Annotated in this window: 16 protein-coding genes and 1 pseudogene; 10 read left to right on the top strand and 7 right to left on the bottom strand. The window is 54.6% G+C overall.

Annotated elements, in window-relative coordinates; genetic code table 11:
* Positions 1 to 87: 87 nt before the first annotated feature.
* Both B5E66_RS01640 and B5E66_RS01635 read left to right on the top strand, forming a co-directional pair.
* Entirely contained in the window at positions 88 to 1,104 is a 1,017-nt protein-coding gene (locus tag B5E66_RS01640) for an alpha/beta hydrolase (RefSeq protein ID WP_158098305.1), read from the top strand.
* 116 nt (positions 1,105 to 1,220) lie between these two features.
* Positions 1,221 to 2,549: an aminopeptidase C gene (locus B5E66_RS01635; RefSeq protein ID WP_087228235.1), complete on the top strand. Its 1,329-nt coding sequence runs from the start codon at positions 1,221 to 1,223 to the stop codon at positions 2,547 to 2,549.
* Between the two features lie 80 nt (positions 2,550 to 2,629).
* Here B5E66_RS01635 and B5E66_RS01630 read toward each other — a convergent pair whose 3' ends face one another.
* The gene (locus tag B5E66_RS01630; protein ID WP_087228234.1) at positions 2,630 to 4,771 is read right to left on the bottom strand and encodes a PTS transporter subunit IIABC; all 2,142 of its coding nucleotides are present in this window, start codon (positions 4,769 to 4,771) and stop codon (positions 2,630 to 2,632) included.
* Positions 4,772 to 4,904: 133 nt separating this feature from the next.
* A complete protein-coding gene (gene licT, locus B5E66_RS01625; protein ID WP_158098304.1) occupies positions 4,905 to 5,771 on the bottom strand; it encodes a BglG family transcription antiterminator LicT in 867 nt (288 codons plus the stop codon).
* 498 nt (positions 5,772 to 6,269) lie between these two features.
* Between licT and B5E66_RS01620 the strand changes: the two genes are divergently transcribed.
* On the top strand, positions 6,270 to 6,584 hold the full coding sequence (locus B5E66_RS01620) for a rhodanese-like domain-containing protein (RefSeq protein WP_242958055.1): 315 nt from the start codon (positions 6,270 to 6,272) through the stop codon (positions 6,582 to 6,584).
* A 48-nt stretch (positions 6,585 to 6,632) separates the two neighbouring features.
* Here the strand turns inward: B5E66_RS01620 and B5E66_RS01615 are convergent, their stop codons facing one another.
* From B5E66_RS01615 to B5E66_RS01595, 5 genes are all read right to left on the bottom strand, one after another.
* Positions 6,633 to 7,313, bottom strand: a complete 681-nt coding sequence (locus B5E66_RS01615) for a sigma-70 family RNA polymerase sigma factor (protein ID WP_087228232.1) — start codon at positions 7,311 to 7,313, stop codon at positions 6,633 to 6,635.
* A gap of 163 nt (positions 7,314 to 7,476) precedes the next feature.
* Positions 7,477 to 8,289, bottom strand: a complete 813-nt coding sequence (locus B5E66_RS01610) for a hypothetical protein (protein ID WP_087228231.1) — start codon at positions 8,287 to 8,289, stop codon at positions 7,477 to 7,479.
* 2 nt (positions 8,290 to 8,291) lie between these two features.
* Positions 8,292 to 8,840 (bottom strand): AbrB/MazE/SpoVT family DNA-binding domain-containing protein, encoded by a 549-nt coding sequence (locus B5E66_RS01605; RefSeq protein WP_087228230.1) that lies wholly within the window; start codon positions 8,838 to 8,840, stop codon positions 8,292 to 8,294.
* A gap of 127 nt (positions 8,841 to 8,967) precedes the next feature.
* Positions 8,968 to 9,192: a hypothetical protein gene (locus B5E66_RS01600; protein ID WP_087228229.1), complete on the bottom strand. Its 225-nt coding sequence runs from the start codon at positions 9,190 to 9,192 to the stop codon at positions 8,968 to 8,970.
* 34 nt (positions 9,193 to 9,226) lie between these two features.
* The gene (locus B5E66_RS01595) at positions 9,227 to 10,165 is read right to left on the bottom strand and encodes a hypothetical protein (protein WP_087228228.1); all 939 of its coding nucleotides are present in this window, start codon (positions 10,163 to 10,165) and stop codon (positions 9,227 to 9,229) included.
* A gap of 830 nt (positions 10,166 to 10,995) precedes the next feature.
* Between B5E66_RS01595 and B5E66_RS01590 the strand changes: the two genes are divergently transcribed.
* The 7 genes and pseudogenes from B5E66_RS01590 to B5E66_RS13205 form a co-directional block, all read left to right on the top strand.
* The gene (locus tag B5E66_RS01590) at positions 10,996 to 11,241 is read left to right on the top strand and encodes a hypothetical protein (RefSeq protein WP_087228227.1); all 246 of its coding nucleotides are present in this window, start codon (positions 10,996 to 10,998) and stop codon (positions 11,239 to 11,241) included.
* Positions 11,229 to 12,791, top strand: coding sequence for a type I restriction-modification system subunit M (locus tag B5E66_RS01585; protein ID WP_087228226.1), 1,563 nt, complete (start codon positions 11,229 to 11,231; stop codon positions 12,789 to 12,791). Before B5E66_RS01590 ends, B5E66_RS01585 begins: the two co-directional genes overlap by 13 nt.
* An 8-nt stretch (positions 12,792 to 12,799) precedes the next feature.
* A complete protein-coding gene (locus tag B5E66_RS01580) occupies positions 12,800 to 14,110 on the top strand; it encodes a restriction endonuclease subunit S (protein WP_087228225.1) in 1,311 nt (436 codons plus the stop codon).
* Between the two features lie 17 nt (positions 14,111 to 14,127).
* Positions 14,128 to 14,727 carry a restriction endonuclease subunit S gene (locus B5E66_RS12720; protein ID WP_158098303.1) on the top strand — a complete coding sequence of 200 codons (600 nt, stop codon included), beginning with the start codon at positions 14,128 to 14,130 and terminating at the stop codon, positions 14,725 to 14,727.
* Positions 14,728 to 14,742: 15 nt separating this feature from the next.
* Entirely contained in the window at positions 14,743 to 17,865 is a 3,123-nt protein-coding gene (locus B5E66_RS01570; protein WP_087228223.1) for a type I restriction endonuclease subunit R, read from the top strand.
* Between the two features lie 380 nt (positions 17,866 to 18,245).
* The gene (locus B5E66_RS01565) at positions 18,246 to 20,246 is read left to right on the top strand and encodes a phospholipase D family protein (RefSeq protein WP_087228222.1); all 2,001 of its coding nucleotides are present in this window, start codon (positions 18,246 to 18,248) and stop codon (positions 20,244 to 20,246) included.
* A gap of 107 nt (positions 20,247 to 20,353) precedes the next feature.
* Positions 20,354 to 21,115, top strand: a pseudogene (locus B5E66_RS13205) (ADP-ribosylglycohydrolase family protein); the annotation flags it as partial.
* Between the last annotated feature and the right edge of the window lie 65 nt (positions 21,116 to 21,180).

Here is a 21,180-nt window from a genome sequence, read left to right as displayed (position 1 = left end):
AGCGCCATCCCCGGCGCGCCGAAACACTGCGTCTTTTCAGATGCGGCCCGGACTGCTATAATGGAAACAGCGAAGGGAGGAACTGTCATGCATCAAAAGATCCGATGGGCGGCGGCCCTGACACTGGGGGCGGCCGCCTGGAAATTCTGCCGGGACCGCAAATATCCTCTGGCCAGGGGCTGCCCGCCTTTGCACCTGTTTGTAGTGCCGGGTGTGCTGGTGGGGCCTCGGACGGCGGCCCTGGGCAACCGGGTACTGGCCCGGATGCCCCTGCCGCCGGTGGGACCCGGCCTGCGGCGGACCAGGCAGACAGCGCGCGGCCGGGACGGACGGAAAGTGCCCCTGACGGTCTATGAGCCGGTGGGGGCGCAGGGGGAGCTGCCCTGTCTGGTCTACTTCCACGGCGGCGGGTTCTGCTTTGCCGACGCGGGCTACATCCACCAGAACGTCATGGATTACAGCCTGGGCGCAGGGTGCAAGGTGGTACTTGTGCACTACCGCACCAGCGAACAGGCCGCTTTCCCGGCGGCCTTTGAGGACTGCTGCGACGCAATGCAGTTCGTCTGGGAACACAGCAGCCGGCTGGGGGTCTGCCGGGACCGCATCGCGGTGGGAGGCGACAGCGCCGGGGGAGACCTAGCCGCGGCCTGTGCCCTCTGGGCGCGGGATACGGGGGAGGTCCGGCTCTGCTTCCAGCTGCTGGTCTACCCGGTGACGGACGCCCGGATGCAGACCCTTTCCATCCGGCAGTTCACCGACAGTCCCTGCTGGAACGCCCGTCTGAACCGGAGGATGTGGCGGCTGTACCTGCGCAACGGCTGGGGCAGCCGCCGGGCTTACGCCTCGCCCATGGAGGCGGACAGCTTTGCAGGGCTGCCCGACGCCTATGTGGAGGTGGAGCAGTTCGACTGCCTGCGGGACGAGGGGATCGCCTATGCCGCGGCCCTGGCCCGCGCCGGCGCCAGGGTGCAGCTGGAAAAGGTGGAAGGCACCTTCCACGGTTTCGATTTCTTCCGGGATTCGCCGGCGGCCCGGGTGCAGATCGCACGCCGCGCCGATGCGCTGCGCAGGGCCTTTGGGGCGACTTTGGCCAAAAAAGATTGACAAGCCCGGCGGGACGTTATAGTATTACGATGGACCGCAGCCGATCCGGTTTGGAACAAAAAAGCACGCCGGCGCTCTGCCGGCTGCGGATGAAAAAACAAATGAGGTAAAAAGCAATGGAACACGCAAGATCGATCACTCCTGCCATGATCGCCGCTTTCAAGGCAGACTATGACGCAGACAGGGAGGCCCGGGTGCTGACGGCAGCCGTCACCCACAGTCCGCTGGGCAAGGCGGCCATGGATCCCATGGCGGCCGCCAAACTGGAGGACAGCTTTTCGGTCGAGGTCAAGACCCGGGGCATCACCGCGCAGCAAAAGAGCGGCCGCTGCTGGCTGTTCGCATCCATGAACGTGATGCGGGAGATCGTGGCGGAAAAGTGCGGCCTGGACAAGTTCGAGCTGTCGGGCAACTGGCTGGGCTTCTGGGACAAGTTTGAGAAGATCAACTTCTTTCTGGAGAGCGTGCTGGACTGCGCCGAACGGCCGGTGGCGGACCGGACCCTCGACTGGGTGCTGAACGGCATCAGCGACGGCGGCCAGTGGGATATGATGGTCAGCATCGTCAGGAAGTATGGCATCGTGCCGGCCAGCGTCATGCCCGAGACGGCGCAGTCCTGCGGCACGGCCGAGCTGATGCGCCTGCTCAACACCAAGCTGCGCAAGGACGCCATCGAGCTGCGGGCCCTGGCTGCCGCCGGCGGCGACACGGCCGCCCGCAAGGACGAGATGCTGGCCGAGCTGTTCAAGGCCCTGTGCATCTGCTTTGGACGCCCGGTGGACCGTTTCGACTTTGCCTACACCGACAAGGAGGGCGTCTACCATGTGGACCGGGATCTGACGCCGGTGGACTTCTATGAAAAGTACATCGGGCTGGAGCTGGAGGACTACGTCAGCGTCATCCACGCCCCCACCCAGGACAAGCCCTTTGGCAAGACCTACACCGTCAAATACCTGGGCAATGTGGTGGAAGGCCGAGTGCGCCATCTCAACCTGCCCATGGAGGAGATGAAAGCCCTGGCGGTGGCCCAGCTGAAGGCGGGCGAGCCGGTGTGGTTTGGCAGCGACTGCGGCAAGTTTGGCAGCCGCGACGACGGCATCTGGGACCCCGACAGCTTTTTGTACGGCGAACTGCTGGGCGGGCTGGACCTGAGCCTCACCAAGGCCGAGCGCCTGGACTACCGTGACAGCGCCATGAACCACGCCATGGTGCTCTGCGGCGTCAACCTGGACGCAGCCGGCCGGCCCGACCGCTGGAAGATCGAGAACAGCTGGGGTGAGACCGCCGGCCGGAAGGGCTACTTTGTGGCCAGCGACAAGTGGTTCGACCAGTTCGTTTACCAGGCCGTGATCCACAAGCGCTTTTTGAGCGATGCCCAGCGCCAGGCCCTGGAAGGCGAGCCCATCGAGCTGGCCCCCTGGGACCCCATGGGCTCTCTGGCATAAAACCAAAACCGGAAACAAAAGACCGGGCCTCCCTGTAAAAGGGAAGCCCGGTTTCTGGTTTCAGGGTGTAACGGAAGGGGTTACTCGAGATGCACAAGGTCCTGGCCCGGCTGGACGGCGCCGCTGGTCAGGACTTTGACGGCGGCGTAGTCGTCGGTGTTGCAGACGATCATGGGGGTGGTGCACAGATAGCCTGCGGCCTTGATGGCCTGCTGGTCGAAGCTGATCAGCAGATCGCCCTTCTTGACCTTCTGTCCGTTTTGGACATGGGGGGTGAAATACTGCCCATTCAGCTTGACGGTGTCGATGCCCACGTGCAGCAGGATCTCTGCGCCGGTGGAGGTCACAAGACTGACGGCGTGATGGGTGTCAAAGAGGTTGTCCACCAGGGCGTCGGCGGGGGCGTAGAGCTTGCCCTCGCTGGGCTCGATGGCCACGCCCTCGCCCAAAGCGCAGGAGGCAAAGGCCTCGTCCTGCACCTCGTTCATGGGCACCACGGTGCCGGCCATATGTGCGCCCAGAGTGGCCGGCGCGGCTTTGGCAGGGGCGGCCTTGGCAGGGGCGGCCTTGGCAGGCGCCGGCGCCGGAGCGGGAGCTGCGGCGTAGTCGGGGGCGGCCTCCAGCTTGTCGGCGGCGGGAGTCTCCATGAAGTCCACCAGATTGGATTTGATCACCGCCACCTGGGGGCCATAGATGACCTGGATGCCGTTGCCCTTGTGGACCACGCCCGAAGCGCCGCTCTGCTTGAGCAGGCCGTCGCTGACCTTGTTGGAGTCCACCACCGTCACGCGCAGACGGGTGGCGCAGCAGTCCACATCCGAGATGTTGGCCTTGCCGCCCAGGCCCCGCAGGATGGTGGCCGAGACGTTGTCGCCGGCGGGAGCAGCGCCGGGGCCGGCGTTCTCCTTCATGTCACTGCGGGTGTAGAGCTTGGGCTCCTCGTCGTCCGGCTCACGGCCGGGGGTCTTGAGGTCCATCAGGCAGATCATCAGGGTGAAGGTGATGTAGTACAGCACAAAGTAGCCCACACCCACGATCACGACCCAGATCCAGTGGGTCTTGGCGTTGCCCTGCAGGATGCCAAAGAGGGTCAGGTCGATCAGGCCGCCCGAGAAGGTCATGCCCACGCAGACGTTGAGAATGTGCATCAGCATATAGGCCAGACCGGCATACACGCAGTGGACCGCGTACATCAGGGGGGCCACAAAGAGGAAGGTGAATTCCAGCGGCTCGGTGATGCCGGTGACCATGGAGGTCAGGGCAGCCGACAGCAGCAGGCCAAAGACGACCTTGCGCTTTTGGGGACGGGCGGTGCGGTACATGGCCAGAGCTGCGCCGGGCAGGCCAAAGATCATCAGGGGGAACTTGCCGGCCATAAAGCGGGTGGCGTCCACCGAGAACTCGGTGACCGTCTTGGAAGCCAGCTCGGCAAAGAAGATGTTCTGCGCGCCCTGGACGGTGACCCCGTCGATGACGGCGGTGCCGCCCACGGCAGTCTGCCAGAAGGGCATATAGAAGACGTGGTGCAGGCCGAAGGGGATCAGGGCACGCTCGATCAGGCCGTAGATGAAGGTGCCCGCGTAGCCCGAGCTGATGACCAGGTTGCCCAGCAGGCCGATGCCGTGCTGCACCACCGGCCAGACATAGAACATGGCGATGCCCACCAGCAGGTAGACCGCAGTACAGACGATGGGCACAAAGCGGGTGCCTCCGAAGAAGGAGAGCACCTGGGGCAGCTGCGTCTTATAAAAGCGGTTGTGCAGAGCCGCCACGCCCAGGCCCACGATGATGCCGCCGAACACGCCCATCTGCAAAGAGGTGATGCCCAGCACCGAGGTGGTGGTGTTGGCCGCCATGGCTTCCACGCCGCCGCTGGCGTTGATCATGGCGCAGATGGCCGTGTTCATGACCAGGTAGGCGATGGCGCCGGAGAGGGCGGCCACTTCCTTCTCCTTTTTGGCCATGCCGATGGCCACGCCCATGGCGAACAGCAGCGCGAGGTTGTTGAAGACCACGCTGCCGCACTGGTTCATGATATCCAGCACCGTATAGGGGATGGTGCCGGGGTGGATGACGCCGGTCAGGCCATAGGCCTCCAGCATGGTCTCGTTGGTGAACGAGCTGCCGATGCCCAGCAGCAGGCCCGCCACTGGCAGCAGGGCGATGGGCAGCATGAAGGAGCGGCCGACACGCTGCAATACGCCAAAGATCTTGTCTTTCATGAAAATCCTCCTTTGGTCTGTCGGTATAAAAAAGACCTGTACACATTGCCGGCGCCGGCAGGGCGCACTGCCGCGGCAAAATGTACAGGTCTAGCCTACATAACGATCGATGCAGTCACTATCCTGTGTGGCTTTACGGGGTGGCTGGCCGCAGGCCCCCGGCCACCCGTTTGAGATGGATGGTCAAATAGACAAGTTCCTCCTGGGAGAGGTCCTTGTGCCAGGTGTTTTGGATGTAGGCCGCAATGCACTGGGCACATTTATAGTGCTCGGCGCAGCTGCGGGCGATGGTGGCCCGGAAGGCCGCGTCCTCCTCGCTGGAGCTGTCGGGGATCATCTTGTCCTGGAACAGCCGCTGGGCAAAGTAGCGCAGATGCACCACAAAGCGGCTGAAATCCAGAGATTCCCGGTCGAACACGCCCCGGTCGCGATAGAAGTATTCCACCACCTCCACCGCGCCGTCGATGAGCCGGGTGATGTCGTACATCTCGCTCATGTCGGTGTTCAGCTCGGCGTTGACGATGTGCAGCGCGATGAAGGCAGCCTCGTCGGGGTTGAGCTCCACACCGCAGGTGTCGCGGATCATGTCCAGGCATTTCTGCCCGAGATGGTATTCGGTGGGGTAATAACAGAAGATACTGCCGGCCAGCGGGTTCTTGAACTCGATGCCCTGAGCCTTGCGCTGGATGGCGAAGCTGATGTGATCGGCCAGGGTGATCAGCAGGGATTCGTTCAGCGGCTGGCGAACGGCGGCCCGGATCTCCTCGATCAGGCTCTCGGTCAGGCGCAGATGTTCCAGGGGGATCTGCTCCACCAGCTCCCGCAGACGGTGCTGAACGGTCTTGTCCTCCATCCGGTAGACCTTTTCCACCGCCTCGGGGTCCACAAACTGCCCGACCTTGCGGCCAAAGCCCAGTCCCCGGCCTGTGACGATGCTCTCGATGCCTTTTTCGTCGATGACGCATAGGATGTTGTTGTTGATGACCTTTTTGATGCGCACCCCGCTGCCTCCCTTTGCACCGCCAGGCAAAAAGAAAAGACCAAACCCCTCAAACACTCTTTATCCAAAGCCAAGAGCATCCACGGAGTTGGTCTAGCCCGCACGACCGGTAACAATCCAACCAAAAGCCTGCTGTGCAGGCTTGCCTTCTTTTATGTTCGGTTCTACAATACCATGTCGTCCGAATCTTGTCAATCATTTTCCGCACAATGCAGAAAGTTTTGGCAGACTGCCGAATTTAAGAGTATGATTTTAGACAAATTTAAGGATGGGAGGGAAGCGTTCCGGTACGGAAACGCCTGCTTTGCGCCCCACATACAGCCATAGGATAGCACCGGGGCAGGGAGACTACAAGGCAGGCGGAGCGGCGGAATGGGATCAAAGGGCCTTATTGTATAGAATAAAACAGGGACAGAGATCGCAAAGGAGTTTGCAAAATGAAACGGATCGTGTCAACACGGTTCACTGCTTTACTTTTAAGATTTGGAGGGAAAAACCATGGAACATGATCAGAAGATCAGCCAGGAAGAAGCCAGGGAGAGGATGGAGGCCGGGGACGTCATCGTCCTCGATGTGCGGGAGCAGGAGGAGTACGACAGCGGCCATATCCCCGGCGCGGTACTGCTGCCGCTGGGCGCCATCGACGGGGAGAGCGCCGCCGAAGCGATCCCGGAAAAGGACGATACCGTGCTGGTTTACTGCCGCAGCGGCAGCCGCAGCAAGAGGGCGGCCAAGGCGCTGGCCGAGCTGGGGTACACGGACGTTTACGAGTTCGGCGGGATCATGACCTGGCCGTATGACGTGGTGAAATAAACAAGCAAGGGCGGGGCCAGGCGGCTCCGCCCGATTTGCAGTCCGGGTTCAGGCCTGCCAGTTCTGGCGCAGCAGCTTGAGGGCGTGCGTTTCCAAACGGGACACATAGCTGCGGCTGATACCCATCAGCCGCGCCGTCTCCAGCTGGGTGAGAGGGGGCCTGCCATCCAGGCCGTACCGCAGCCGGATGAGCTGCTGTTCCCGCTGGGGCAGAGCGCAGATCAGGCCGCGCAGCCGGGCGGCCTCGTCCTTTTTCTCGCAGTTCTCCTCCATGCAGGCAGTGTCCTGCAGCAGATCCGACAAAGTCAGCGCCGAGTCATCCTTGCCGGTGTCCAGGGCCTCTTGGAGCGAGATGGATGGCCCGGTCTTTTTCTCGCGCCGGAACTGCATGCGGAGCTCGTTTTCAATGCACCTGCTGGCATACGTGGAAAAGCGGGCCTGGCGGGAACAGTCGAAGGTATTGACCGCTTTGATCAGGCCGATGGTGCCGATGCTGATGAGGTCATCCTGGTCGCCGGGCAGGGAATAGTACTTTTTTGCGATGTGGGCCACAAGACGAAGGTTGTGGCGGATGATCTTCTCCCGGGCGTCGGGGTCGCCGCCGCGCAGGGCCTGAAAGGCCGCGGCTTCCTCCCGGGGGGTCATGGGACGGGGAAAGCTGCCGGATTCGAGATGCAGGGCAAGATACAGAAACTGGGCGGAGAAAAAGTGAAGCAGAGCCAACAACATACCAAAAGCCTCCTTGTGCACAGAGCGGAACGCATCCTCTTTCATCTTATGAGAATAAGGAGGCAGTTTTGCAGGGGGAGAGACCTGGCCGGAGTGCGGAAGAACAAATAAGGATTTTCGTCCTAAAACACACGATGGTGCATTTTGCTTGGGAAGCACAAACCTACTGCTTCATCTTTTTCTGCTGCATTTCGACACAAACAGCCGCCCGCTCGGCGATGTAAGCGGCGTCCCGCTGGGCGTAGAACGTCAGGGCCTCAGCCAGGGCGTTTGCAAGATCGGCGGGAGTAAAATGCCACGCAAGCTGCGGGCCGTAAAGAGACTGTGCCGCATGGACCTGCCGCGTGAAGGTGGTATCCAGCGGGCGGGCCCGGAGCAGCCGGACGTGGGCCTTGGGGTCGATGTCCAGCGGGTAGTCCCGGATGTTGGAGAGCAGCCCGGCCCCGAAATCAAAGAGGGGACAGTAGTCGAATCCATCGCCCCGGCGGAGGACGGCGATGTTGTTGAGATGCCGGTCCTCGTTGCCGAACAGCATGTCCGCTTCGAACAACAGGGTCAGATAAGCGCCAAACCGCTGCAGGCCGGTGAGCCGGACGGTCTGCTCGACCATCCAGCGCACCTTGCCAGCAAAGTTAGGCTGGCGGGCCACCGTGGCCTGCCAGTCAGGGCCGACTCCCTTGCGAAAGAGATCGGCAAGGGTCAGGATGCTCTCGCTGGGCTGCAAAAAGTCGGGGCTGGAACAGCCGTTGCGGACCCGCCGATGGACTTCCAGACGCTCCATGCGGTAGGGAACATACCGGAACCCCAACGCCTCCACGTTGGTCTGCCCCAACAGAGTGGAGATGACTGTCTCGGCCATCCCCTCGTACCCGAACAGGTCCAGTTTGTACCAGCGGCCCTTTTCCCGCCATTTTTCCTGATTGCCCTTGGACGAGGTCTCCGCGATGCGGTCCCCGGTGGTCAACTTGATCGACATGGTCAGCCCTCCAAAATCTTGATCCAAAAGTGATCCTCCGCCATCCGCCCTGCCGTCTTGCGGATGATCTCCAGCGGGTCGTAGCGGTCCAGCCCCAGTTCCGCCAGGTAGTGGGACAACCCGTCCCGCTGGCACGGGACGCAGCGGCTCTCCAAAAAGATGCGCAGGTCCTCCCAGTTGGGGGAAAAGTTGACGCCAAAGGCAGTGGCAAGCGGGTCGTCTGTCAGGTTTTCGACGGCGAGCTGCCGGCTTGTCCGGTCGGCGCAGATCTTGGTGCAGAGGGTGTCCCCGTCGTAAAAATATAAGATCAAAAGGTCATGCCCGTGCTTTCGTGCCTGTGCGAGAAAGCCGTCGTAGCCGGCGGCCGCGGCCCGGCGGATGGTGATGCTCTCGCCGTCAAACTGCAAAAGTACCTCCCGGTCAGCGCTGGTGACGCCCAGTTGCTTGACCCATGCCGCGGGCAGGGCGACTCGGTAAGTTTTTCCTTCAGGTCCGGCGTTCCCGCCCGCCTTGTTGATGAGGATGCGCGCCTTGCGCTCCTGGATGCTCATGGATATCACCTCTGCACTTATTATATCCATTGGACACCAATAAGGCAATGGCTTTGCTCTCTGGTTTTGATTTATTTGCGTATTTATGGAATTGTCCCGAAGAGTTTTCTCTCTGGGACGCATGGTTTTAACGCTCTGCTTCGGCAGACTTTTTGGGCTGATAGGTCCCCCTGGTGGTGTCGATCACGGCTTGCAGCAGGTCCAGCTTTTGCTTGAGGGGGCAGTCCAGCTTGTTGATGGCCGAAACTACGGCATCAGCGTGGACATCGGCCAGGCGCTGCGCCAGCTCCTGCATGCCCTGCTGGGTCTGGGGATAGTGTACAATGATTTTGATGGGGGGCGTTTTCCTCACCGGGTCACCTCCTGGTATGTCTGTTTGCTGCAATTTATTGCGGAATGCCTGTCTGATATGACGGCCCGGCGTCATCTTGTGCCATGGTCTGGAGGTAATGGACCCCCTCTTCGGCCAGGCGGCGGATGCCTGCTTGGCAGGCAGAACGATGATCCGGGTTGTGCGCCAGACAGGTGTTCCAGCGGGATATCATGAGGCGAAGGGCATCTTCCAACTCGGCCAGAATATCGTTTTGTTCAAGGGGGCCAGCGGGCTGCTCCATCTTGGCGGATATTTCTTCGATGGCCTTGTACTGGGCGGCCGCGGCGCCTTTGGGAGTGCGGCGCATGGGCTTGTCCGGCTTTGGCTGATAAAGCTGCTGGACCAGAGCGGGCCGTTCCTCCTGCGGAGCCTTGGCAATGGCAGAAATAGCTTTGTCGGTGGTTTTGAGCTTGCCGGAGAGGATGGCCTGCCGTGTTCCGGGAACAGCCTTCTCTGCGACATCCACACTTTTGGCAAAGGTTTCTGCACGGAGCACCGTGCTTCTGCTCACGCCATACTCCGCTGCAATGCGGTCGCAAGTGGCGCTGCCAGTCCCTTTCAATTGAGCAATTGGTGGTTCTGACGGCGGGGCAACGCTGCGCGGGTGTGCGCCGCCGCGGGAGAGTTTTTCGGCCTCATACTGTTTGCCCAGGACATAATTGCGCTGCTCTGGCGTCAGGTTGCGGCGGCCCAGTTGTTTTTTGCAGATCCAGATGATCGCCTCATGGCGGTTTGCAAAGTCCTTTTCCAGAATGGTGTATTGGATTTCGGGGTGCTGCCTTAAAATAGCGTAGCGAGTGTGACCGTCCACGATGAGGCCGTTCCAGACGATCAAGGGATGCAGGATGCGGCCTTCCTCCAGGATGTTGGTTTCAAGCTGGTTGCGTTCATGGAAGGTCAAGGGCGGGATCTTGCTCTGAAACTCGGGGTCGATTTTTAATTTTTTCAACATAGAACGGCCTCCTTTCACATTTGTGGTTTACGGTTTGACTGGATGCGGAATGGTTTGTAGGGCCTATACGGCCCCAATGGGACGGTTCTCTCATATTTGCCCCCCGGCATCCCTGAGAGTGGGAACCCTTTGGCGGCGGATTTGCACCGCTCCATAATCTTGTTGATTCCTCTTGCGCTTGTCCAATTTTTGCTGCGTGGATTAGAGTCCATTTGCAAAAATTGGAGCGCTGCGCCACTCACGGCTCCCTGTTTCGTCCACTGGACGCGGTCGCCGTTCGTGCCTTCTCTTGGCCGGGCCGCGTGTTACGGAAGTATCATGATCTGGAAGTACCAAAGGGCTGCATGTTCACTTTTCAAGGTTCTGAGAGTTTGATTCAAGTTTACCAGGGAATTTGCCCTGACGGGAGTGTCTCGTAGTACCGGTTACCGTGTCTCTTAGTACCACCTGGGCGGTTGAAGGGGGATGCTATGATTAGGATACCATGTTTTTTGGGGTTCCGGGAGTGTCTCGTAGAGAGCCTTAGGTTGTCTCGTAGACAACCCTGACAGGAGCTTGTAAATAGGATACCACAGTTTCTGATGTTGGGGGAGTGACTGGGAGTACCCTTTTTTGCGCTTTAGGGGGTACTGATAGTACACCTTTTGAGGGGCGATGTAGGGATAGCCTGGTCTATGAAAGAACCCTTCTGCCCAGGAAAAGGGTTGTCGGAATTGAAGTACTTCGCTCGGTTGTGTATAATAAAGAAAAAACCATCTGCCCATTTGTGTACAAAAGTCCGTTTTATAGTATAGAAACTGCGTTATTCTATTCAAAAAAGGAGTATCCATTTGCATGGCGCCATTTTTGGGAGACATTACCGGCACTCCCGCTGGTTTGATGGGGCACGGGGCGTACGGATGAAAGGGCAAGAGGAAAACGTTGTGTACAAAACTGCACACAACGTAAAAAATGATGTGCGTTTTCCCGACCTGTGGGTAATGGAGAGCGGTTTGCAATTTGAGGATTTTTGGGATCAGACATGGACGATGCAGATGGAGATTAACGAAGGAGAATCTAAGAAATGGTCGATATGAAGAAGGAACAAGAAAGGGACGAACTGCACCGCGCCATCTGGGCCATTGCCGATGCACTACGGGGTAGTGTGGACGGTTGGGATTTTAAGGCCTATGTACTAGGCATGATGTTTTACCGCTATATTTCTGAGAACTTGACCAACTATATCAACGAGGGAGAATGGGAGGCAGGCAACGACGGATTCGATTATACGCAGTTGTCGGATGAGGATGCTGAACAGGCCCGCAAGGACATGATTAACACAAAAGGATTTTTCATGGTTCCTTCGGAGTTGTTCTGCAATGTGAGAGCACGGGCAGGAAAAGATGAAAACCTGAACATGACCCTGGAAGCAGCCTTCCGCCATATTGAGGAATCGGCCAAAGGCAGTCCCAGTGAGGACAATTTTGCCGGACTGTTTGATGACCTTGATGTTAACAGCAACAAACTTGGAGCTACAGTGGCCAAGCGAAATGCCAATCTTGTTAAGCTGATGAACGGCATTGCAGATATGAAACTGGGGGATTACAAGGACAACTCCATCGACGCGTTCGGCGATGCCTACGAGTACCTGATGGGTATGTACGCATCCAATGCTGGTAAAAGCGGTGGTGAATTTTTTACACCGCAGGAGGTTTCTGAACTGCTTACCCGGATGGCAGTTGCAGGCAAAACCGAGGTCAATAAGGTCTATGACCCTGCCTGCGGTTCAGGGTCACTGCTGCTGAAAGCGGCCAAAATCCTTGGTAAGGATAACGTCCGCCAAGGCTTTTTCGGCCAGGAAATCAATCTGACTACCTATAACCTTTGTCGGATCAATATGTTCCTGCATGATATCGACTACGACAAGTTCGATATCGCCCACGAGGATACCCTTGTCAATCCCCAGCACTGGGACGATGAACCCTTTGAGGTCATCGTCTCCAATCCTCCCTATTCCATCAAATGGGAGGGGGACGGCAACCCGGTTTTGATCAACGACCCACGATTCTCGCCAGCCGGCGTCCTTGCACCCAAGTCCAAGGCGGATTTGGCCTTTATCATGCACTCCCTGGCCTGGCTGGCTACCAATGGCACGGCTGCCATTGTCTGTTTCCCCGGAATCATGTACCGTGGCGGTGCGGAAAAGAAAATCCGCCAGTACCTGATCGACAACAACTTCATTGACTGCATTATCCAGCTGCCCAGCAACCTGTTCTACGGCACCTCCATTGCCACCTGCATCATAGTGCTGAAAAAGAGCAAGGCGGACAACCGCACCCTTTTTATTGACGCTTCGGCGGAGTGCATCAAGGTGACCAATAACAACAAGCTGACCGAGGAGAACATCCGCCGCATCGTGGACGAGTTTGTCTCCCGGGCAGATGTAGACCATTTTGCTCGCTGCGTCCCCTACGAGGAGATCGCCCAGAACGAATATAACCTCTCGGTCAGCACTTATGTGCAGCCGGAAGACACCCGGGAGGTCATCGACATCGTCAAGCTCAACGCCGAGATCGAACAGATCGTGGCCCGAGAGCAGGTGCTGCGGGATGAGATTGCAAAGATCATCGGGGAGATCGAAGGGTGAGTGTGGGTATGAGCAAACTTGAAACATTGATCCAGCAGCTTTGCCCGGATGGGGTAGCGATAGTACAGCTAAAAGAGGTGGCACATTATTCGAAGACGAGAATCGATGCTACTGAAGTTAGCTGTGATAATTATGTAGGAGTGGAAAATTTACTCCAAAATAAACTGGGAAAAATTTCCGCAAGTACCGTTCCCGAAACAGGAAAAATAATTGCTTTTGAAAAAGGAAATATTCTTATAGGAAATATTCGCCCCTACTTGAAAAAAATATGGCTGGCTGATTGTTCTGGAGGAACAAACGGAGATGTTCTAACCGTGCAAATAAATGATATAAGCAAATTGCTGCCCAAATTTCTTTATTATGTTTTATCATCAGATCAGTTTTTCATGTATGATATGCAAAATTCAAAAGGGGCAAAAATGCCTAGAGGAAGTAAAGAAGCGGTTATGAAGTATTGTGTTCCGATTCCGCCTCTGGAAATCCAGCGTGAAATTGTCCGCATTCTGGACAATTTCACAGAGCTGACCGCAGAGTTGACCGAAAAGCTGATTGCGGAGCTGGCCGCTAGGAAAAAGCAGTATGAGTATTATCAAAATAGGCTGCTGGCCTTTGATGTCTGCGAGGGAGGGACAAGTAACGTTGTGCGGCGGACATTCGGCGAAGTGGCTACGATTGTTAGAGGGGCTTCGCCACGGCCAATTCAATCCTATATTACGGCCGACGAAAACGGCGTTCCATGGATTAAAATTGGCGATGTTCCTGTTGGTAGTAAGTATATTACTGAAACAGCTGAAAAAATTACGGAAGAAGGAACAAAAAAATCCAGACACATAAATCCGGGAGATTTTGTCCTTTCCAACTCCATGAGTTTTGGGCGTCCATATATTTCCAAAATACACGGATGTATTCATGACGGCTGGCTATCCATCAGCGATTTTGAGGATTCATTTGTCCCGGATTTCCTTTATCATCTTTTGAGTAGTACAACGATTCAAAATACCCTGGCTCAAAAAGCTTCTAGAGGAACGGTACAGAATCTGAATGCTGATATTGTTAAATCATTGGAATTGCCTATTCCACCATTTGATGTTCAGAACCGGATAGCTAAGGTGCTTGACAACTTTGAAGCTATCTGCTCCGACCTGAGTATTAGCTTGCCCGCTGAGATTGAAGCAAGGCAAAAACAGTATGAATATTACCGCGATGCCCTCTTGACATATACCGCGACCGGCGCGACAATCTTGACAGACAGACAGACAGACAGACAGACAGACAGACAGACAGACAGACAGACAGACAGACAGACAGACAGAGTATAATTAAGCTCATTCAGTATGTGTTTGGGGTTGTTTATGTTGAATTAGCTGAGGTTGTTGCTCACAGAAGTTCTGGTGCCACACCGAGCAAATCCAACCGGAATTATTATGAAGGTGGCAGGATTCCATGGATTAGGACACAAGATGTAAAATTTAATGAGATTACAGAGGTTGATAGCTATATTACTGAGAAAGCAGTTATTGAAACAGCCGCAAAGTGGATTCCTGAAAACTGTGTAATAATTGCCATCTCAGGAGCATCTGCCGGTAGGTGTGCAATTAATAAGATCCGGGCAACAACAAATCAGCATTGCTTGAATCTTGAAATTGATGATAGAGTAGCTTCATATCGCTATATTTATTATTGTGTATGCCGAAGTTATGATGAATTGCTCACCAAGAAGCAAGGAGCGCGAGGAGACTTAAACTCATCTTTGATATTAAATACAATCATTCCGCTTCCTGCACTTCAAAAACAGCAGGAAATAGTTGAAATGCTTGACCGCTTTGATAACCTTTGCAACGATTTGACCAGTGGCCTGCCCGCTGAGATTGAAGCCCGGAAAAAACAATATGAATACTACCGGGACAAGCTATTGACTTTTAAGCCTTTAACCTGACGAAAGGAGGAGCCTGTGAGCACCTATAACCTTGTACTGTCCTCCAGCGAAAGTACTGTAGTAACAGAATACGAACCCCAGACCAAGCGCTCCGATGCCTACCAGAGTGAGGCGGCGCTGGAAGCGGCCTTCATCAAGATGCTGGGGGAGCAGGGTTACGAATATGTGACCATCCACAGCGAGGCGGACCTGGTGGCTAATCTCCGCCGTCAGCTGGAAAGGCTCAATCATTTCAGCTTTACCGACCGGGAATGGGACGGCTTTTTCAAGACCAAGCTGGCCAACGCCAACGATGGCATCGTGGAAAAGACCCGGATGATCCAGGAAGATTTTGTGCAGAACCTCACCCGCGAGGACGGCACAACTATGAATGTTTCCCTCATCGACAAGAAGAACATCCACAATAACTTCTTGCAGGTCATCAACCAGTATGAGGAGAGCGGCGGCAGCCACGATACCCGGTACGATGTGACCATTCTGGTGAATGGTCTGCCTCTGGTCCATGTGGAGCTGAAACGCCGGGGCGTGGCTCTCAAAGAAGCCTTCAACCAGATCAACCGGTACCAGCGGGACAGCTTCTGGGCTGGCTGCGGGCTGTATGAGTATGTGCATATCTTCGTCATTTCCAACGGCACCCACACCAAGTACTATTCCAATACAACCCGGGACAGCCACATCCGGGAGCAGGACAAATCTGCCCGGAACCGCAGCAAAAAGACCTCCAACAGCTTTGAATTTACTTCTTATTGGGCGGACGCCAACAATCAAACCATCCCGGATCTGGTGGACTTCACCAAGACCTTTTTTGCCCGGCATACGCTGCTGAACATCCTGACCCGGTATTGCGTGTTCACTTCGGAAAATCTTCTGCTGGTGATGCGGCCCTATCAGATTGTAGCCACCGAGCGGATCTTGAACCGGATCGAAGTATCCACCAACTATAAGAAAACCGGCACCCTGGAGGCCGGCGGCTACATCTGGCACACCACAGGCAGCGGCAAAACCCTGACTTCCTTCAAGACGGCGCAGCTTGCCACGGCCCTGCCCTACATTGACAAGGTGCTGTTTGTGGTAGACCGCAAGGACCTGGACTACCAGACCATCAAGGAATACGACCGGTTCGAGAAGGGCGCGGCCAACGGCAACCGCAGCACTGCGGTGCTGCAGCGCCAGCTGGAGGATCGGGACGAAAAGGGCAATTTCCACCCTTACCGCATCATTGTCACCACCATCCAGAAGCTGGATGTGTTCATCACTAAGAACCCGAACCATCCCGTCCGGGATAAGCACATTGTTTTGGTATTCGATGAGTGCCACCGCAGCCAGTTTGGCGATATGCACACCCGCATCGTAGGGGGCGTCATCAAAAAGGGCGGCAGGAACATCAAGGTGGACCGGTATTTCAGAAACTACCATATTTTTGGCTTTACCGGCACGCCCATCATGTCCAAGAATGCTGCCAGCGGCGGCAACCCCCATTTGAAAACCACTGCCCAAGCATTTGGAGAGAAACTGCACACCTATACCATCGTGGATGCTATCAACGATGGCAATGTGCTGCCCTTCCGCATTGATTACATCAACACCATGAAACAGAAGGATACCGGCCGGGATAAGCAGGTGACCGCCATCGACACCGAGGAAGCGTTGTCCTCACCGGAGCGTATCTCAGAAGTGGTAACATATATTCTGGATCACTTTGATCAAAAGACCATGCGGAATTCCTGGTACAGCTTGAAAGGTCAGCGGGTGAATGGATTTAATTCCATCTTTGCAGTCAGTTCCATTCCTGTCTGCAAAAAGTATTATCTGGAACTGAAAAAGCAGATCGCTCAGCGGCATCGGGACCTGACCATTGCCACCATTTTCTCCTATGCGGCCAACGAAGAAGATCCTGCAGACGGTATGCTGGCCGAGGAAGGCTTTGAAACAGATCTGCTGGATCAGAGTTCCAGAGATTTCCTGGACATGGCCATTGGCGACTATAACAAAATCTTCAAGACCAATTATGACAGCTCCAGTAGGGGATTCCAGGATTATTACAAAGATCTCTCCAACCGGGTGAAAAAGCGGGAAGTGGATCTTCTGCTCGTGGTCAATATGTTCCTGACTGGCTTTGACGCCACCACCTTGAATACCCTTTGGGTAGACAAAAATCTGAAGATGCATGGCCTGATCCAAGCATTTTCCCGGACCAACCGTATTCTGAATTCGGTCAAAACCTTCGGCAATATTGTCTGTTTCCGGGATCTGGAAAAAGAAACCAATGATGCCATCGCGCTGTTTGGCAATAAGGATGCGGGCGGCATCGTCCTGCTGAAGTCCTATGAAGATTACTATTATGGCTACACCGACGACAAGGGCAAGGAACAGAAGGGGTATAAGCAGCGAATCGAGGAGCTGATGGAGCGCTTCCCGCTGGGACAGCCCATTCTGGGAGAGCAAAACAAAAAGGATTTCATCGTTCTGTTCGGCAACATTCTGCGGCTACGGAATATCTTGTCTGCGTTTGATCGTTTTGTGGGGCATGAGATTCTGTCCGAGATCGATTTTCAGGACTATACCGGTACATACCACGACGTATACGAGGAGATCAAGCCCAAGCCCGGCGACAAAGACAGTATCATGGATGATGTTGTTTTTGAGATGGAACTGGTCAAGCAGGTGGAGGTCAACATTGACTACATTCTGGTGCTGGTGGAGAAGTATCGAAAGGACAACTGCAAGGATAAGGAAATTCTGGTGGCCATTGATAAGGCCATCCGTTCCAGTCTGCAGCTGCGCTCCAAGAAAGAATTGATCGAGCAGTTCCTGGAGACGATCAATGCCAGTACCAATGTCAGCGCAGACTGGCAGAAGTTTGTCCGCCAGCAGCGGCAGAAAGATATCCAGACCCTCATCCAAGAAGAAAAACTTAAACCGAAAGAAACCTGTAAGTTTATGTCCAATGCGTTCCGTGACGGTGTATTAAAAACGACTGGAACAGATATAGATCAAATGATGCCTCCGGTCTCACGTTTTGGCGGCGGGAGTCCACGAGATAAGAAGAAACAAACTGTTATTGAAAAGCTGAAAACTTTCTTTGAAAAATACTTTGGTTTGCTTGATCCGGGTGAGCCTATTGCGGAGGAGTCATGAAAGATCGATCGATAGAAATGAATGCCATATAGATTCAGGTGACGCGGCAAGCAGTGCTTGCTGGTACCAAAGTTCCAGCAAGCAATTCGCCTGGCTATCCACTTTGCCAGACGATACTTGTTGGAGCAGCGACAGCGAAGCGCGTCCTGCGGACGAAACAGCGAGCTGTCGCTGGCGCCGCGCTCCGGTTTTTGCAAGGTCGAAAGACCCGCAGCAAAAACCGGCTAAGCGCAAGAGAATGCCCCAAACCCCAGTTGAACGCAGAAGTTCTTTCTGCGGCTGCGCGTTCCTGCGGAACGCTGAACTGACCCAGGTAAGGACGATTTGCTCAATTTGCTTTACCTATCTCTAAAAATAAAAAATCAACGGAAAGGCGGGAAATGATGGAAAACCTATCTATGTTCGGCATGATGGAAGATGCACAAGCGCAGATGGAAGTGTCACAGAGCGGAAACCTCGATGTCGTGAAGATGAAATTTTCTGGCGTTGAGACGATGTCGTGGCAAGATCTCTTTTCTGGCTTTGATACACTGTATGCTATTACATACTCCTCTGGAATTGATTTTGTCTACCGCCTTTTGGATCTGTTTGTGGAGGCAGAGATCATTTTCGGCTGTGATGAGGTGATTTCCTACTCCTTGCAGGAGGTAATGGCATACCAATGCAAGATGGTAGAACGTATAAGAGAAACTGCAAGTAAGACAAAGCTTAATCTGGTTTCCCGCATTGATCAGGGAACACTGCGTCTCTATGTGGCGCATAGTGTGCTATCGCATGAAAAAATTTATCTTCTTTCTGCGGCGGATGGCAGAAAACGTGTGATTATGGGTTCCGCAAATTTGTCTTATGCGGCTTTTGGTGGCCGCCAGCGGGAAAATATTTGTTATATGGATGATGAAGATGCTTATAACTGGTATTGGGAGTGTTACTGTCAGCTACGGGATGAGAGTACGGACCAAATAGCCAAAGAATCCTTGCTTTTTGCCGATGATGGAGAAAATCTGGAAAAGCTTCCTATTGCAAAAACGGTTCAAATCAAAAAAGCGTTGGTACTTCAACCGCTGGAAGAAGCAAGGGAAGAGGTGCGCTTTGCGTTGGATGTTAAAAATCTGACCGCCAAGCTGGCGCCTTCTGTGCCAAAGCCAGACAAAAAGGGAAAACTTTTGCTTTCTCCAGAAAAAATAAAGACGATCCGTCGCCAAGTTGCCGTGAATAAAACCAAAGAAAAAGAACTCCAAAGCGAATATCCAGAACTGGAAGTTTTTCCGGATGAGTCGGTAGCTCGGCTCAATGGAACCGATTTGGATTTACATCCAGAACAGGAAGAAGTCGCCAAAGATGTGCAACTCTTTTTAAGCTATATGGCAGGCTATGAAAAATTTCATGGTGATGTTGTTGGTATGCAGCGGCGTTATTTTGAGTTTGCCAACTGGTTTTTCTGTTCCCCGTTTATGGCTTGTATGCGTGATATGGCGGTCCGTTACAATCAAAATCTGCTTCCTTATCCGGTATTCGGCCTGGTTTACGGACAAAGCAAAGCTGGGAAAACCAGTTTTTTGGAAACACTTCTTAAAATGATGATTGGGCAAAAGCCCAAACTCTCAGCTCCTGACTTTACACGTTCCGGTATTGAAAAGCTGAAACATACCGTAAAGGGGGCACCTATTATTGTTGATGATCTTACAAATTCGCGCTTTAATCAACATGCTATCGAAACCATCAAAAATGATGATTTCGGCGTAGCTGAAGGATTGCTGCATTATCCCGCTGTTGTGATCAGCGCCAATGAGGATGTAAAAGCTGTTGCACCGGAAGTGATTCGACGCACGGTGATTTGCCGTGTTCAGGCAGGATTGACAAACACAGAAGTGATGCGCAGCAGTGTGGTGCGCACTGTACAGCGTGAAATCGGGACTGCTTTCTACCGGGAGTACCTTCGTCGGATGATGACAATTGTAGCTGATTTGCTGGAAGAAATAAAGGACGATGCATCAGAAAGTGCTCCCGATATTCTGGCAGCTTCTTCCCAAGTGTTGCTGGATATTTTTTCTGAGTGCGCGGGAAGTGATCTTCCTGCTTATGTGCGGCCTCTGACGCTTGAAGATTATTTCAGTGAGAAAGTAACCGGCCGTTATGTCATGGAAACGATCCGTAATGCCTGGCAGACGAGCCGTTCCTCCTTTGAAATTTCCGAACGAGCCAATGAATTGCGTTACAATGCTGGGGCTACTTGGGAAGCAGACCGCATCCTGAAAGAATTGCCGGAAACGTTGGAGCCTCATAAGTCTCGCGATTGGATCGTTATAAACCTGGAGGAAGCACGGGAGTTTTTTGACATTCCATTTAAAAAATCTTGGATCGATCGGATTCGAAAAAGATGATAGCAATAGAGATCGACCGAATTGCCTATAGCCGAGTATAAAATGAATTGTGAATAAGACACCGATTTCTGTAAACAGCAATCGAGAAATAGGTGGAACAGCACTCAATGAAACACATCGTTAAAAGGAGCGATTTTATGTATGGCGCCATTTTAGGAGATATCATTGGCAGCCCCTATGAGTTTGACCAAGGTGGAAAGACGAAGAATTTTCCACTTTTCTCCAAAGATTCCACCTTCACCGATGACAGCGTCATGACCCTGGCTGTCGCCGAGGCACTGATGAATACCGTTGAAGCCTGTGGTAGGCACTTTGCTCAAACCGGCAGTACAGGTCTCACGGATGAGGTGGTGAAAGAAAACGTCGTATATGCGATGCAAAAGTACGGCGCACGCTACCCTGACGCCGGGTATGGCGCCAGGTTTTCACAGTGGCTGCGGGAGAAAGATCCACGGCCCTACGGCAGTTTTGGCAATGGTTCGGCCATGCGGGTATCTTCGGCAGCATGGCTGTTTGATGCGCTGGATGAGGTGCGTCGTGCAGCCCGCCTGTCTGCTGTGGTCACTCATAATCATCCTGAGGGGATCAAGGGCGCAGAGGCGACCGCCAGTGCCATTTTCCTGGCACGGACCGGGCACAGCAAAGCAGAGATCCGCGATTACATCAAGAAACAGTTCGGCTATGCGCTGGATCGTACCTGTGACGAGATACGACCGGTTTATCATCACGTTGAGTCCTGCATGGAAACAGTCCCCGAGGCCATCACTGCATTTCTGGAAGGGGAGAGTTTTGAGGACGTTATCCGCACGGCCGTCTCGCTGGGCGGTGACTGCGATACTCTGACTGCCATTGCTGGCAGCATAGCGGAAGGCTTTTATGGCGTCCCCGATGCGCTGAAAGAAAAATGCCGGCAGTACCTGCCCGATGACTTGAG

Source organism: Faecalibacterium sp. An121 (assembly GCF_002160915.1).
GTDB lineage: Bacteria > Bacillota > Clostridia > Oscillospirales > Ruminococcaceae > Faecalibacterium > Faecalibacterium avium.
Note: the sequence above shows the minus strand (reverse complement) of the source record. Positions and strands in the feature narration are given on the sequence as shown.